Below are 15194 nucleotides of genomic sequence, written 5' to 3' on the forward strand. Positions count from 1 at the left end.
CTCCCTTTTGCTTCTCTGTCATCCAGACAGTAAATGACTAACTATTCATGTACTTGTTCTTTTTTATAAACTTACCGTTTTTAGCTAGTTCAACGTTATCCTTTGTGTTAGTAAAACCCAATGGCTTTATTTTCACCAGTTTTACAACGTATAGCTAATTGTGTTTAAGGTCAAGTTCATGGTTAATTATCATGCATAAACGCGATTAACCACGTAATAATCTAAAATACTCGATTTATATCAATTAGATATGAACAGGAAGTGTTAGTGATATTTAACATTTATAGTAAGGGCGCATCTGTAGTAACAAAATGCTAGATAGAAAAAAGGCTAGCATCGAGTGCTAGCCAAATATGAAAGTTAGGAAGGGTGTTGCTTTTCCTCTAGGCTAACTTCATTGACGTTAGCCCGAGAAATATTATGCGGAAAGCATGAGTGAATCGGCTTTCGCTTCTAAGTTTGAGTTGCCCATTAGGAAGTCATCAATCGCAATTGCACATTCACGACCTTCGTTAATGCAGCGAACGACTAGAGACTGACCTGTACGCATATCGCCAGCGGCAAAAACGCCTTTCTGGTTTGTTGCATAACCTTCAGAAGCAACGTTACCGCGCTCGTCCAGTTTGATATCAAGTTGAGCAAGTACACCGGTTGGCTCTGGGTGTAGGAAACCCATCGCTAGGAATGCTTGGTCACATGGAATCACACGCTCTGAGTTTGCTACTTCGTCAAAAGTAGGGCGCTCACCTGGCGCTGCGTCTTTCCACACGATATCGGCGATACGTAGACCGGTCACTTCGCCTTGATCGTTACCGATGAACTCTTTAGTCAAGATGTTCCAGTGACGTTCACAGCCTTCTTCGTGAGAAGTCGTGGTCTTCATGATCATTGGGTATTGAGGCCAAGGCATATTTGCAGGGCGCTTCTCTGGTGGGATCGGCATGATCTCAACCTGAGTGATGCTCGCTGCTTTGTGACGGTTTGATGTACCCACACAGTCAGAGCCAGTATCACCGCCACCGATAACCACAACGTGCTTATCTTTAGCGTAAATTTCTTCACCTTTTAGGTCCATGTCGTTTGCACGGCGGTTGTTTTGGCCAAGGAATTCCATCGCAAAATGAACGCCTTTTAATTCACGACCTGGGATTGGTAGGTCACGAGGAACCGTAGAACCACCGGTTAGCAATACCGCATCAAACTCTTGGCGTAGCTGTTGAGCGTTAACATCAATACCAATGTGCTGATTCACTTGAAACTCAACGCCAGCTTCAGCCATTAGGTTGATCTTGCGATCAATCACGTCCATACCCAGTTTGAAATCTGGGATACCGAAACGCAGTAGGCCGCCAACTTTCTCGTCACGTTCAAATACCGTCACCGAGTGGCCAGCGCTGTTTAGCTGCTCAGCTGCGGCTAGACCGGCAGGGCCAGAGCCAACAATCGCTACGGTTTTTCCTGTACGAGAGCGAGGTGTTTTTGGTTTTGCGTACCCTTCACGGTACGCAGTTTCTACAATCGTTTTCTCGATATTACAGATGGTGATTGGGTCTTGGTTAATACCTAGTACACAAGCACTCTCACAAGGAGAAGGGCACACACGACCTGTAAACTCAGGGAAGTTATTGGTCGAGCTTAGGATGTTCCAAGCTTCCTCCCAGCTGTCACGGTAAACCGCGTCATTAAATTCTGGGATGATGTTACCAATTGGACAACCGCTGTGACAGAAAGGTACGCCACAGTCCATACAACGAGATGCTTGAGTATTGATCTTGTCGCCAAACTCTTCGTTAAGTACGAACTCTTTGTTGTCTTCAATACGAACCGATGGATCGAGCTTCTTTGGAAGCTCGCGACCGTGTTCTAAAAATCCAGTAGGCTTACCCATTATACTGCCTCCACTTCTTCCGTTTGTGTCTGTTGTGCTTCAGCTTTACGCTTCTCAAGAACTGCTTTGTAGTCGCGTGGCATTACTTTAATTAGTGATGCAACACTTGCTTCAAAGTTGTCTAGGAAAGACTGAGCAACCTCACTTCCTGTGAATTCAACGTGCTTGGTTAGCATATCTAGTAAAAGATCTTTATCTTCTTGTTCAATTGGATCTAGGTCTACAAGTTCAGGGTTAAGCTTGGTTTCGAAGTCACCGCCTTTATCCCAAACATAAGCGACACCGCCACTCATACCCGCAGCAAAGTTACGACCTGTTGAGCCAAGGATAACGGCTACACCGCCAGTCATGTATTCACAACCGTGGTCACCAACGCCCTCAACAACAACCTTCGCACCTGAGTTACGAACACAGAAACGTTCACCAGCCATACCGCGAATGAAAGATTCACCTGAGGTCGCACCGTAGAAACATACGTTACCAACCACGATGTTATCTTCAGCAACGATAGAAGATTTCGCATCTGGGTACAGTACCAAAGTACCGCCAGACAGACCTTTACCCCAGTAATCGTTCGCGTCGCCTTCTACTTCGAACTTAACGCCTTTCGCAAGGAACGCACCGAAAGATTGGCCGGCACTACCGTGGAACTTAACGTTCATTGGTTGTGGTAAACCTTGGTCTTTGTAAACCTTCGAGATTTCGTTCGACAGCATGGTACCCGCAGAGCGGTCCGTGTTGATGATTGGGAAGGTCGCATTTACAGCTTCACCTTTCTCAAGTGCAGGAATCGCAGCTTGGATCAACTTGCGGTCTAGAACATCTTCTAGGTTGTGGTTTTGTTGTGTCTGGTTGTAGATACCATCTTCTTCACGAGCCTGCTCAATGTGCAGTACAGGTGTTAGATCTAGGTTCTTGTACTTCCAGTGGCCGATATCGTCACGAACTTTAAGTTTGTGCGATTGACCCACCATCTCATCGATAGAGCGGAAGCCAAGTTCAGCCATGACTTCACGCAGACCTTCAGCCATGTATTGGAAGAAAGTCACTACGTCTTCTACGCGGCCGTCAAAACGCTCACGCAGAGTTTTGTTTTGTGTTGCGATACCAACAGGACAGGTGTTCTTGTGACACTTACGCATCATGATACAGCCTTCAACAACCAATGCTGCTGTTGCTACGCCCCATTCTTCAGCACCAAGTAGTGTTGCTACTGCAAGGTCACGTGGTGTTTTCATCTGACCATCAGATTGAACAACGATACGGTTACGTAGGCCGTTTTTCAGTAGTGTTTGGTGCGTTTCTGCTAGACCTAGTTCCCAAGGCAGACCTGTGTGACGGATAGAAGACATCGGAGATGCACCCGTACCACCATCGAAACCTGCGATAAGTACTACGTCAGCTTTCGCTTTTGCTACACCCGAGGCAATCGTACCTACGCCAGCTTCTGATACTAGCTTCACGTTGACACGGCCGTTACGGTTCGCGTTTTTCAGATCGTAGATAAGCTGAGCCAAATCTTCGATTGAGTAGATATCGTGGTGTGGCGGTGGTGAGATTAGACCTACGCCTGGAGTCGAGTGACGCGTCGCGCCGATCCAGTCATCAACCTTATCACCAGGTAGTTGACCACCTTCACCAGGTTTCGCACCTTGAGCCATCTTGATTTGCAGCTCATCAGCGTTCGATAGGTAGTAAGATGTTACACCAAAGCGACCAGAAGCCACTTGTTTGATTGCTGAACGCTCCCAGTCACCGTTTTCTTTACGTTCGAAACGTGCTGGATCTTCACCACCTTCACCTGAGTTTGATTTCGCGCCGATACGGTTCATTGCAACAGCCAGTGTTGAGTGAGCCTCATGCGAGATAGAACCAAAGCTCATTGCGCCGGTAGCGAAACGCTTAAGGATGTTCTCGATTGGTTCTACTTCCGCTAGAGGAATAGAGCCAGCTGGGTTTTTGATGAAATCAAGTTGGCTACGTAGCGTTGCTGCGTTGTCGCCTTGGTCATCAACGGCTTTCGCATACTTCTTGAACTGAGCGTAATTTTTATTACGTGTTGATTCTTGAAGTAGAGAGATGGTTTCTGGATTGAATAGGTGCTTCTCACCACGCTGTTTCCACTGGTAAACACCACCAACATCAAGGATTTGAGCTGGGATTTCACGAGCTGGGTAGCCAACACGGTGACGAACAAGTACTTCACGAGCGATGTCGTCGATCGTTAGACCTTGAATACGCGAAACCGTGCCTGTGAAGTATTTTTCAACCACTGACTTGCTGATACCAAGTGCTTCAAAGATTTGTGCACCGTGGTAAGACTGCAGTGTTGAGATCCCCATCTTTGAGAAGATTTTCAGTAGGCCGCCGTTAACACCTTTACGGTAGTTATCGAAGAACTCACGTGGGTGAACGTTCGGGTCTAGTTTCTTAGTACGTTGTAGTTCAACAATCGTTTCAATCACTAGATATGGATTAACTGCGTTTGCACCATAGCCAAGAAGCGTTGCGAAGTGGTGTGTTTCACGAGCATCACCTGTTTCAACCACTATGTCACATTTAGCACGTAGGCCTTTACGGATTAGGTGGTGGTGTACCGCACCAACAGCCAGCATAGCTGGAATTGCAGCGTGGTTAGAGTTAACCGCACGGTCAGTCAGTAGGATGATAGAGTAACCATCAATCACGGCATCTTCTGCGTATTGGCAAATACGTTTTAGTGCACGCTCTAACTTACCTTGGTCTCCGTTTGCTTGGAATACGATATCCAGCGTCTTCGCTTGAAGGTGCTCGTTATCAATAGCACGCAGCTTTTCTAACTCAGAGTTAGACAGTACTGGAGACTCAAGCTCTACCTTTTGACAGTGTTCAGGTGTTTCTGAAAGTAGGTTCTGATCCTTACCTAGATAAGTGTTCAGAGACATAACCATACGCTCACGGATCGGGTCGATCGGTGGGTTAGTTACTTGAGCAAACAGCTGCTTGAAGTAGTTTGAAAGGTGCTGCGATTGGTGAGAAAGAATCGCTAGCGGCCAGTCAGCTCCCATTGCAGAAAGCGGCTCATAGCCTGTCTTCGCAAGAGGTAGAATGATTTCGTTCACTTCTTCAGAGCTCACACCAAACGATTGTTGTTTGTGGAGAAGTTTCTCTGGAGAAGGTTGACTAAATTCGTTGCTCGCGTCTGGTAGTTTTTTCAGGCTCAGAAGGTTCTCTTCAACCCATTTCTCATAAGGTTGAGATTTCGCGATGCCATCTTTCACTTCTTCATCAGAAATGATGCGGCCTTGCTCAAGGTCAGCAACGAAGATACGACCTGGTTGCAGACGACCACGGTATTCAACGTTTTCTGGTGCGATTTCAACAACGCCAGATTCAGACGCCATCACTAGGAAATCGTCTTTTGTAACTGTGTAGCGAGAAGGACGCAGACCGTTACGGTCAAGGGTTGCACCTACTTGAACACCATCAGTGAAACATACCGAAGCTGGGCCATCCCATGGTTCCATTACGTTCGCGTGGTACTGGTAAAACGCGCGACGAGTTGGGTCCATGTTCTTGTTTTCTTGCCATGCTTCCGGGATCATCATCATCAGTGCGTGTGGCAGAGTACGACCAGACAGAACCAGAAGCTCCAGTGCCATATCGAAGTTTGATGAATCCGAGCTACCTTCCTGACAGATAGGCAGTAGCATGTCGATTTCAGCTTGTGTGAATAGATCCGATTCTAGGATCGCTTCACGCGCTTTCATCCAGTTTAGGTTGCCGCGAACCGTGTTGATTTCGCCATTGTGCGCGATGTAACGGAAAGGCTGAGCTAGACGCCAACGTGGGAATGTATTGGTAGAGAAGCGAGAGTGTACAAGTGCTAGAGCCGTCACCATAGTTGGGTTTTGTAGGTCTAGGAAGTACTGAGGAACTTGTTCTGTTGTTAGCTGGCCTTTGTACACCAATGTCTTGTAAGACATAGAGTTGATGTAGAAGTCATCACCGATATTTGAAACGCTTTCTAGACACACGCGAACGGTGTAGTTACGTAGAACATACAGTTTGCGCTCAAGCTCTTCTGGAGTAATACCTGGGCCGCCAGAGATAAATACGTGTTCAAATTGAGGTTCAGTGCTTAGTGGGTCAGCACCAATCATTGAATTGTCCGTTGGAAGTTCACGGTAGCCGATTACTTCTAACTCTAGGCGTTGTGCGTTGCGCTCTAGAATGTCGCGGCACTGTGCACGTTTGTGTTCATCTTTAGGGAAAAGTACAACACCAACACCATATTTTTCAAAAGACGGCAGTTTAATTCCAAGCTTCACGGCTTCTTCAAGTAAGAATTCGTGCGGCTTCTGTAGCAGGATACCTGCACCATCACCAGAACACGGATCGCAGCCTTGGCCGCCACGGTGCTCCATACGTGCAAGCATATCGAGTGCTTGAGTTACTACATCATGAGATTTGCGATTCTTTAGATGCGCAACAAAACCGATACCACAAGCGTCATGCTCCAGTTCTGGAGTATACAGCCCCTGTGAGTTCTGCTCTTGATCTACCATAGATACATCCTTCCAGTTAAATCTAGGCGCAACTTCTTTGTATAAAGTCAGCCTTGTCCTTTTATATTTATGAGTCTAAACCGGCCTGTGTTGGCGGTTTGAATCCTTTCCGTATCTCGCAGGAAAAGTATTGCGAGAAAAACAATCCTTGGTGATATCCGTTTATTTTTAGCCACAAACTAGTGGTTTATATAGGTGGGAGTTAGATATCACCGACTTATTAGCAAGTTTTCGTTGTAAGAAATTACACAAAAGCAGCTAATATGTGTAAGTATCCTACAATTTTGTGTGGGCGAATTGCAATGAAAGTTGAACCGTGTAGAGCGTTTTTTTTATTTTATCTTGAATTTTATGTCAGACAAATGTGCAATATTAGGTAAATAGAGCGACTTTTTTGCATGTTTATTGATATTTGATAGGTTGCTCGCAAAAAGCCTTGAGTAAACTAATTGGTCGAACCTTGCAGGGATGTAATTTTTTTTCAAAAAAGACTGATATGCATTCTTATTTACTTGAGCGCTTTGAAAATATGCAATTACATGAGTTGGTCAATACTATCGGCCAAGATCTTCAACGTCGTTATGTCGAAAAGGTTCACAAGCTAACGCTGCACGGTGGTTTTAGCTGTCCAAATCGAGATGGAACCATTGGTCGTGGAGGCTGCACTTTTTGCAACGTGGCGTCTTTTGCCGATGAGCAAACTCAGGTTCAAAGTATTGCCGACCAGTTAAAAGATCGTGCGGGTGAAATCGCTCGCGCTAAGAAGTATCTGGCTTATTTCCAGGCGTACACCAGCACTTATGCTGAGGTGCAAGTGCTCAAGAATATGTATGAAGAGGCGCTAAAAGCACCGAGCGCTGATATTGTGGGGCTCTGTGTTGGTACAAGACCTGACTGTGTACCTGATTCTGTTTTGGAATTATTGGCTGGTTATGTTGAGAAAGGGTACGAGATCTGGCTAGAACTCGGCTTACAAACGGCTAATAACGATACTCTCAAGCGCATAAATCGCGGCCATGATTTTGCGGTGTATGAAACGATCACCCAGCGTGCACGCGCTCTCGGAATTAAGGTGTGTACTCATCTTATTGTTGGACTACCAAAAGAGACCAAAGCCGATAACCTTGAAACGTTGGATAAGGTATTAGCAGTCGGTACTGATGGCATCAAGCTTCATGGCCTTCATATAGTAGGGGGGAGCACCATGGCTAAAGCATGGAAAGCCGGCAAGCTAGAAGCACCAAGCCTTGAAGAGTATGTCGACATTGCTGCTGATATCATCCAACGCACCCCTGCGAACGTGGTTTACCATCGTGTTTCATCTGCGGCAAGACGCCCTACATTACTCTCTCCGTTATGGTGTGAGAACCGTTGGCTAGCGATGACAGAGATAGGTCGATCATTGGATAGAACCGGTGCTCAAGGCATTAAAACAGGCTATGCATTCGAGTATACATTACCTGTTTTAAACGCAACTGATTGATAGAAATGAGTGAGAGTAGGCAACAGCAGATAAAACCAACAAATAGTGGTAACATTTCCCTCACAGGTTTTATGGTATAGATTGAGAGTAGATGGAACTGGTAATGACTTGGTTGTGGGATAGAGCTTATGGCTACGGTATTTATATCGTTCTCATATTGCTGCTTGCTCTGATCTGCTGGCATCTTTATGCTCGTTATCAGTCGCACATTGAAAGGTTGCTACTCTCGACGCCATCCCCTCTCTTTTTCATTGATTTACGAACTGGCGAGATCTTGTATGCCAACCGCCAAGCTATGCAATTGCTTGGTATCCGCCAGATTGGTATACACTTTCGTTTTCCTACAGTGGAGAGCGAGAAAAGCTTTCGCCATTACCTGACTAACCACATCAACTCTCGATCGTTGGAGCAGAACTCGTTGTGGGCACTGTCTGAGTTTGAATCTCTCAAGATCAATCTTGTGGGGCGTAAGATCCGCTTTAGAAGCAAAAAGTCGTGGATGATTCACGCATCCCCTTATAAGAACACTAATGAAGAGTTGTCCCAAGAGCTGCGTGAACTGAACGTTGCACGAACGGCTTTGGACTCTTTGTCTGAGCTGATCTACGTAAAAGATCAAAAAGGTGAACTGCTCGCGAGTAATCGCTCGTTTAAAAAGTTTTGGCATGGCCGCCCGGAAGAGGGCACCTTGAGCGTTTCTGGTGGTGCGCTGAAAGGGCGCGTTAGTGAGCGTTCATGGACAACTGACCAAGATGGTAAAAGCTGCCTACTTGAAACGTACCAAAGCGTCTTACTTTCTCAAGATGGGGAAAACATAGGGACACTTTCTATTAGCCATGATGTGACCGATTGGCACGACATGCAGCAACAACTGCGTGGCGAAATGGAGAAGCGGAAAGACACCGAGGTGGCACTTGCGCAAAGAGACACTATCTTACAAAATATCTTGGAAGCCAGCCCAGACTTGATCGGTATCTTTAATGAAAACATGGTTTATCAAGCGTGTAATAAACCCTTTGTTACAGCGCTCGGGATCTCTGAAGTCAGTGATTTGATTGGCAAGCGACTACAAGATGTCGTGTCAAACAGCATGTATGTACGGATCTCTGAAACCGACCATCAGGTTCTTCATCAAGGTAAATCGCTGCGCTATATCGATAAAGTGATGTCTAGTGACGGTGAATACACTTGGTATGACGTGGTGAAGTCGCCATTTAGAGACCCAGTATCCAGCACCTACGGGGTGTTGATCATGGCTCGTGATATCACTGAGCGTTACCTTGCAGAGCAGAAGCTCGAAGAGGCGAACTTAGAGCTTGAAAGTCTCAGCTTTATGGACAGTTTGACTCAGGTTTCTAACCGACGCCGCTTTGATGAACAGTTGTCGACATTGTGGCATTACCATGTGCGAGAGAAGCTGCCACTGACCATCATGCTTTGTGACATCGACTTCTTTAAAGGCTACAACGACTTTTACGGTCACCAGCAAGGTGATGATGCTTTGATTCAGGTTTCTCAAGCCTTTAAGCAGGTACTGAATCGTTCGTCTGATTGTGTGGCTCGTTATGGCGGTGAAGAGTTCGGCTTTATCTTGCCAAACACGACCGCCGATGGGGCATTAATAGTGGCACAACGTATTCATGATGAAGTGCTCAAGCTTGGGCTAATTCATGAAAAGTCGACCGTTTCTGAGTTCATTACCGTCAGTATTGGCATTATCTCTTGCGTGCCTACCCCTAATGATGAGATGGAGTCTGCGGTAGCCTTAGCTGACAGTGCGCTTTATCAAGCGAAGTCTGATGGCAGAAATCGATCTAGTGTGCACCCATCATCGATCCGCTAAGCCAATCTATTACTGATTAAGCCATTATTTACTTGGGTTATCTGTTTTAAGCAACATAACCTAGCTCTCTTGCTGCATGTGATGCAGCTAGCTTACCTCTTATCTTCAAACAGGGTAGAATGTTGCTAGTCTTATCGCATGGAGCGCTAAATGAAACCCATGAAAAATCTCGCCCAGTATTACGTGGATCTACTCGTAAAACTGGGGATTGTCCGCTTTTCTATCTTACTCGCCCTAGCGCTTGTTGCCCTCGCCGTTGTTGTACAGGTCGGTATTACTCTCGCACTTAAAGGCAATGTTGACGATATCGATATTGTTCGTTCTGTTTTCTTTGGTTTAGTTATTACACCTTGGGCGGTTTATTTCCTTTCTGTAGTGGTTGATCAGCTTGAAGAGTCTCGTCAGCGTTTAGCTAAGTTAGTCTCTAAGCTTGGTGATATGCGAGAGCGCGACCAAGAGTTGAATAACAAACTGCAGCTCAACATCGAGAAGCTCAATCAAGAAATTGAAGAGCGTGAAAAAGCTGAAGAAGCACGTGCTGAAGCGATGCATGACCTCGAAAATGAGGTGTTTCAGCGTGAGCGAACTCAGCTGGAACTTGCAGAGCGAACAGCGCTGCTACGCTCGTTTATCGATGCCTCGCCTGACCTTATTTACTACCGCAATGAAGATGGCGTGTTCTCGGGTTGTAACCGAGCGGTGGAAAAGCTTACCGGCAAGACAGAAAAAGACTTGGTGGGTTTGACGCCGTGGGATGTCTACAGTAAAGAAATTGCTCAGCAAGTTGTTGAAACCGATAAGAAAGTCTTTGCTGATAACAAGGCTCTGACCTACGATCAATGGCTCGAATACCCAGATGGACGTAAGAGCTACTTCGAACTGCGTAAAGTGCCTTTCTACAGCAAAGATGGTCGCCACCTTGGTTTGGTGGGTTTTGGTCGTGATATTACCGAGCGTAAAGAGCACCAAGAGTCTATCGAGAAAGCCAGTCGCGATAAGACCACCTTTATCTCTACCATTAGCCACGAGTTAAGAACACCGCTTAACGGCATCATTGGTTTAAGCCGTATGTTACTCGATAGTCAATTGACCACAGAGCAGCGTAAGCAGATGCAAACCATCAAGGTCAGTGCGGTAACTCTAGGTAATATCTTCAATGATATTATCGACATGGATAAGTTTGACCGTCGCAAGCTTGAGCTATTCCCAACCCCAATCAACTTTGAAGACTTTGTGGTGGAGATCGAAAGTATTTCCGCACTGATGGCAGAACAGAAAGGATTGAGGTTCGACTTAGAACGATTGTCGGATCTTCCAGTGGCTGTTGAAGTTGATGGCACTCGTCTAAGACAGGTGCTTTGGAATCTAGTTAGTAACGCGATGAAGTTCACTAAAGATGGTGGCGTGGTGATGACGGTTAGCGCTGATATTGATGGTGACTTTGCCAACATCACCATGGAAGTCGAAGATACGGGTATTGGTATACCTGAAAGCGAACTCGAGAAGATTTTCGCAATGTACTACCAGGTGAAATCGGGTACCGATAACTTGCACGCTGTGGGTACCGGTATCGGCCTTGCTGTCTCTAAACAGTTGATCAACATGATGGATGGCGAGATTGAAGTGACCAGTGAAGATGGCTTTGGTAGTACCTTTACGGTTTCGATTCGTGTGCCGGTTAATCATGATACTCAAGCCTTGATCAAGACACCTAGAAAACAGTCGAACCTTAAGATCTTCATGGTTGAAGATATCGAACTCAATATCACGGTTGCGCGCTCTCTGTTGGAGAGCCTAGGTCATGAAGTGACTGTGGTGATGACAGGTAAAGAGGCGCAAATTACCTTTAATCCAGAAGACTATGACTTGGTATTGTTGGATATCCAGCTACCAGATATGACAGGCTTCGATATTGCTCAGTACTACCGTGAGAAATACAGCAAGCTACCGCCATTAGTAGCATTGACTGCAAATGTACTTAGCAATAAGCAAGAGTACTTCCAGAAAGGTATGGATGAGGCGATCAGTAAACCGCTATCCGTGAGAGCGATTCAAGATGTGATCAGCGAACTCATTGAGGATGCACCAGAGGTTGTTGAAGAAGCCGAAGTGACCGAAAAGGTTGATGAGAATAAGCCGACGATTTCTTCTATTGATACCAGTTTGCTTGATATTGATATGCTAGAGTCTTATGTTGACATTGTTGGACCGAAGCCGGTTTTGGATAGCATCGTGATGTTTGAAGATATGATGCCGGAGTATATGGAAATATTGAACTCTAATATGGCCGCGAAAGACCAAGCCTGTATTGTCTCTGAGGCGCACAAGATTAAAGGTGCTGCTGGCTCAATTGGTTTGAGTCGCATCCAGCAAGTGGCTCAGAAAGCTCAATCTCCAGACCTACCGGATTGGTGGGAAAACATTTCAGATTGGGTCGATGAGATTAATAACGAATACCAGAATGACATTGAAGTCTTAAAGAGTTGGTTAAACCAAAGGTAGAAGAATAATGAAAAAATTAGCATTCGCCGCATGTGTAGTGGCATTGGCGGGCTGTGCTGCACCACAAGTTGAGTGGCAGCAGGACAACCAAGTTGAAGTATCTGCAGCGACAGTCACAATGAAAAGCAACCTTTGGCACAACAAGATGCCAGCGATCGGAGAGACTCAAGACAAGACTCTGCATGGCGCTATTTACCTAGAGTCAGATTCACAACTGCCAGCAACACTGGCGGTGGAGAGTGTGACCGTTAAGCAAGGTGCAGATACCTTGTTAGTTACGGCTGACGATCTTGATCTAAGAACGCACAGCGAGACTCAGTGGGAAGTCGCTTTTGTATGGCAGCTAGAGATCGACAGCGAAAAGCCGGTTGATGTTGCGGTTGAACTGAAAGACGGTGAAACGGTGAAGTGGTTGGTGGAGAAAGACGTTAAGGTCGATACGGTTTACTAAACCTTATTGAATCCAGAACAAAAAAAAAGGGAGAATGCGTTGGCATTCTCCCTTTTTAATAACTATTGATTGCGCTTCTACTGTAATAAAACACTCAGTGTTTAACGATGAGAAACGCCAATCTAATTAGTCTTCTAGGTCACCACAGAAGCGGTAGCCTTCACCGTGAATCGTTGCGATGATTTCTGGTGTGCCAGAAACAGATTCAAAGTGCTTACGAATACGACGGATTGTTACGTCTACAGTACGATCGTGTGGCTTAAGCTCACGTCCTGTCATCTTCTTAAGGAGGTCTGCACGTGTTTGGATCTTACCTGGGTTCTCACAGAAGTGAAGTAGAGCACGGAACTCTGAACGAGGTAGCTTGTAGCCTTCGCCGTCTGGGCTAACCAGGGAACGGCTGTTGATATCTAGTACCCAACCGTTGAACTCGTACTTCTCAACGCTGCGCTTCTCTTCTTGAACAGAGCTTGTGCTCATTGAACGGTTAAGAAGATTGCGTGCACGGATAGTCAGTTCACGAGGGTTGAAAGGCTTAGTGATGTAATCATCAGCGCCGATCTCTAGGCCTAGGATCTTATCAACTTCATTATCACGACCAGTTAAGAACATAAGCGCTACATTTGCTTGCTCACGTAGTTCACGCGCAAGTAGTAGGCCATTCTTACCTGGAAGGTTGATGTCCATAATTACAAGGTTAACTTGGTTGTCAGATAGCACTTGGTGCATCTCTTCACCGTCGCTAGCCTCAAAAACAGCATATCCCTCTGCTTCAAAAATACTCTTTAGAGTGTTACGAGTTACTTGCTCATCTTCAACGATAAGAATCTGCGGGGTTTGCATTTGGCGGTACCTAAATTTGTGACGAAACTGTGCTAATAGAATAAATTCTAGGCAAAAACATAACATACAGGTAATGTATTTTGATGATAACTTAAAGTTTTCAAAAAAACACTTACTTCCAGCTATCTGCCTTCCTTGAAGTATTGCCCAATAACGTAGATCCAGTACGCCTTTCAATCATTCTTTTAGTGATTGCACCGGATTCTATAATGTTAACAGCATGCTAACAACGCGAGAATGTTAATTCAATTCACTTTGTTGATTTGCATCAATTACCGTATCGCAACAAACTTTAATAGTATGGCTACAACTTAACCAGTGGTATGGTGACTATTTAGCAGGTAATCCAGAATGATTATTCGAGATAGTGGCCACATCTCGCCTGCTAACGAACTGATTATGAACCAAGGAAGCCGAAAGCTGTCTTTAGATTCTAGTAGATATATATGTTCAATCAAGCCTAATTCAGTATTAGATTGAGCATAGAGTAATGAAAACAAAGGAATAATTTTTAATAACAATATAAAAGCATAGGGGCTCGCTTGATTTACAGGTTTGCCTTACTCATGGAGGATATATGCACGATATAACACCTGACTTGTGTGACGAGTTTGAAAGCAAAGTCACCCTACTTAACCTACCTTTGCAGAACTTCGGGCAACGTGGTGCGTTCTGGGGAAAAATTGTAACAGTTCGTTGTTATCACGATAATTCCAAGGTTCGTGAGGTATTAGAGACCGACGGCAATGGTAAAGTGTTGGTTGTCGACGGAAATGGTTCGTGTCAAAAAGCGCTTCTTGGCGATCAACTCGCTATTCTTGCTATAGAAAATGGTTGGGAGGGCGTGATTGTTAACGGCGCTGTGCGTGATGTTGGCATGATGTCGCAAATGGACTTGGGTGTTCAGGCGCTAGGTGCATCACCATTCAAAACAGAGAAGCGAGGTGTGGGCCAAGTGAATGTAACATTGACAGTGCACAACCAATTGATTCAGCCTGGTGATTACATTTATGCAGATTGGAATGGTGTATTAATTTCATCTGAGCTGCTGCTCGAATCTTAGATTATTTAGCTATATGAAGCTTATTGGATTAGAAGCGAAATCCTAATCCTACTTCGACACCTTGCTGCCACTCTTCGTAATCAAGGGTGGCATGCAAATCCAAGTTATCTGTCAGTTGTACTCGGCTCGATACTTCAGCTGCGACCGACTTCTCATTCTCTTCGGTTTCATTTTTATAGGTATGAAGAGAACTGTTGAAAGAGATCCTTTCTGAGAATTGGTAACTGACACCGCTCAAGAATCCATTTTCGTGTTTCAATGATGCACTGTTGATCCGCGTACCGACATAAAGATCCACATCGTCAAATAAGCTATAGGCGTAGCCGCTGTCGACTTTCCATGTATCGAAACTCTCGTTGGATGCATTTTGGGATGAGATAAAGAATTTGTGTGCTGAACGATCAATCTGACCAGGTAATAAGGGCAAGCTATTCGCTGAACAAACAACAGGCATAGCAAAGGCTAGAAGAATAAGTAATCTCTTCACTTCCCACTCCTGATGTGATTTATTGTTGTTCTTTGAACGTTATCGTTCAATTAAAGCACAGTTCTTGTGTGTTTGCTTAACAATCGA

9 protein-coding genes are annotated in these 15194 nt (G+C 45.2%); 5 read left to right on the forward strand and 4 right to left on the reverse strand.

Annotated elements, in window-relative coordinates:
* Nucleotides 1-418: 418 nt before the first annotated feature.
* Both ACTRWI_RS03285 and gltB read right to left on the reverse strand, forming a co-directional pair.
* Nucleotides 419-1888, reverse strand: coding sequence for a glutamate synthase subunit beta (locus tag ACTRWI_RS03285; RefSeq protein WP_499129342.1), 1470 nt, complete (start codon nucleotides 1886-1888; stop codon nucleotides 419-421).
* Nucleotides 1888-6435, reverse strand: coding sequence for a glutamate synthase large subunit (gene gltB / locus ACTRWI_RS03290; RefSeq protein ID WP_499129343.1), 4548 nt, complete (start codon nucleotides 6433-6435; stop codon nucleotides 1888-1890). The genes ACTRWI_RS03285 and gltB overlap by 1 nt, the downstream gene beginning before the upstream one ends.
* 529 nt (nucleotides 6436-6964) lie before the next feature.
* On the opposite strand from gltB, the gene mnmL reads away from it, so the two are divergent.
* From mnmL to ACTRWI_RS03310, 4 genes are all read left to right on the forward strand, one after another.
* A complete protein-coding gene (gene mnmL, locus ACTRWI_RS03295) occupies nucleotides 6965-7918 on the forward strand; it encodes a tRNA modification radical SAM protein MnmL/YtqA (RefSeq protein WP_499129378.1) in 954 nt (317 codons plus the stop codon).
* A 91-nt stretch (nucleotides 7919-8009) separates the two neighbouring features.
* Nucleotides 8010-9761: a sensor domain-containing diguanylate cyclase gene (locus tag ACTRWI_RS03300; protein ID WP_499129345.1), complete on the forward strand. Its 1752-nt coding sequence runs from the start codon at nucleotides 8010-8012 to the stop codon at nucleotides 9759-9761.
* A 150-nt stretch (nucleotides 9762-9911) separates the two neighbouring features.
* Entirely contained in the window at nucleotides 9912-12263 is a 2352-nt protein-coding gene (gene arcB / locus ACTRWI_RS03305; protein WP_499129346.1) for an aerobic respiration two-component sensor histidine kinase ArcB, read from the forward strand.
* 7 nt (nucleotides 12264-12270) lie between these two features.
* Complete coding sequence (locus tag ACTRWI_RS03310) at nucleotides 12271-12714, forward strand: hypothetical protein (protein ID WP_499129348.1); 444 nt, start codon at nucleotides 12271-12273, stop codon at nucleotides 12712-12714.
* Between the two features lie 126 nt (nucleotides 12715-12840).
* Here ACTRWI_RS03310 and arcA read toward each other — a convergent pair whose 3' ends face one another.
* Nucleotides 12841-13557, reverse strand: a complete 717-nt coding sequence (gene arcA / locus ACTRWI_RS03315) for a two-component system response regulator ArcA (RefSeq protein WP_004741534.1) — start codon at nucleotides 13555-13557, stop codon at nucleotides 12841-12843.
* 577 nt (nucleotides 13558-14134) lie between these two features.
* On the opposite strand from arcA, the gene ACTRWI_RS03320 reads away from it, so the two are divergent.
* Nucleotides 14135-14620: a putative 4-hydroxy-4-methyl-2-oxoglutarate aldolase gene (locus ACTRWI_RS03320; protein ID WP_008224339.1), complete on the forward strand. Its 486-nt coding sequence runs from the start codon at nucleotides 14135-14137 to the stop codon at nucleotides 14618-14620.
* A gap of 28 nt (nucleotides 14621-14648) precedes the next feature.
* Here ACTRWI_RS03320 and ACTRWI_RS03325 read toward each other — a convergent pair whose 3' ends face one another.
* Nucleotides 14649-15107, reverse strand: coding sequence for a hypothetical protein (locus ACTRWI_RS03325; RefSeq protein ID WP_499129355.1), 459 nt, complete (start codon nucleotides 15105-15107; stop codon nucleotides 14649-14651).
* Nucleotides 15108-15194: the final 87 nt, after the last annotated feature.

Source organism: Pseudoalteromonas sp. G5_S1_14_S5, assembly GCF_054968605.1.

What these genes read in the sequence shown, in the direction of transcription:
- ACTRWI_RS03320 (WP_008224339.1), top strand. Translation starts at nt 14,135, where the DNA reads ATGCACGATATAACACCTGACTTGTGTGACGAGTTTGAAAGCAAAGTC.
- arcB (WP_499129346.1), top strand. Translation starts at nt 9,912, where the DNA reads ATGAAACCCATGAAAAATCTCGCCCAGTATTACGTGGATCTACTCGTA.
- gltB (WP_499129343.1), bottom strand. Translation starts at nt 6,435, where the DNA reads ATGGTAGATCAAGAGCAGAACTCACAGGGGCTGTATACTCCAGAACTG.
- ACTRWI_RS03300 (WP_499129345.1), top strand. Translation starts at nt 8,010, where the DNA reads ATGGAACTGGTAATGACTTGGTTGTGGGATAGAGCTTATGGCTACGGT.
- ACTRWI_RS03285 (WP_499129342.1), bottom strand. Translation starts at nt 1,888, where the DNA reads ATGGGTAAGCCTACTGGATTTTTAGAACACGGTCGCGAGCTTCCAAAG.
- arcA (WP_004741534.1), bottom strand. Translation starts at nt 13,557, where the DNA reads ATGCAAACCCCGCAGATTCTTATCGTTGAAGATGAGCAAGTAACTCGT.
- mnmL (WP_499129378.1), top strand. Translation starts at nt 6,965, where the DNA reads ATGCAATTACATGAGTTGGTCAATACTATCGGCCAAGATCTTCAACGT.
- ACTRWI_RS03310 (WP_499129348.1), top strand. Translation starts at nt 12,271, where the DNA reads ATGAAAAAATTAGCATTCGCCGCATGTGTAGTGGCATTGGCGGGCTGT.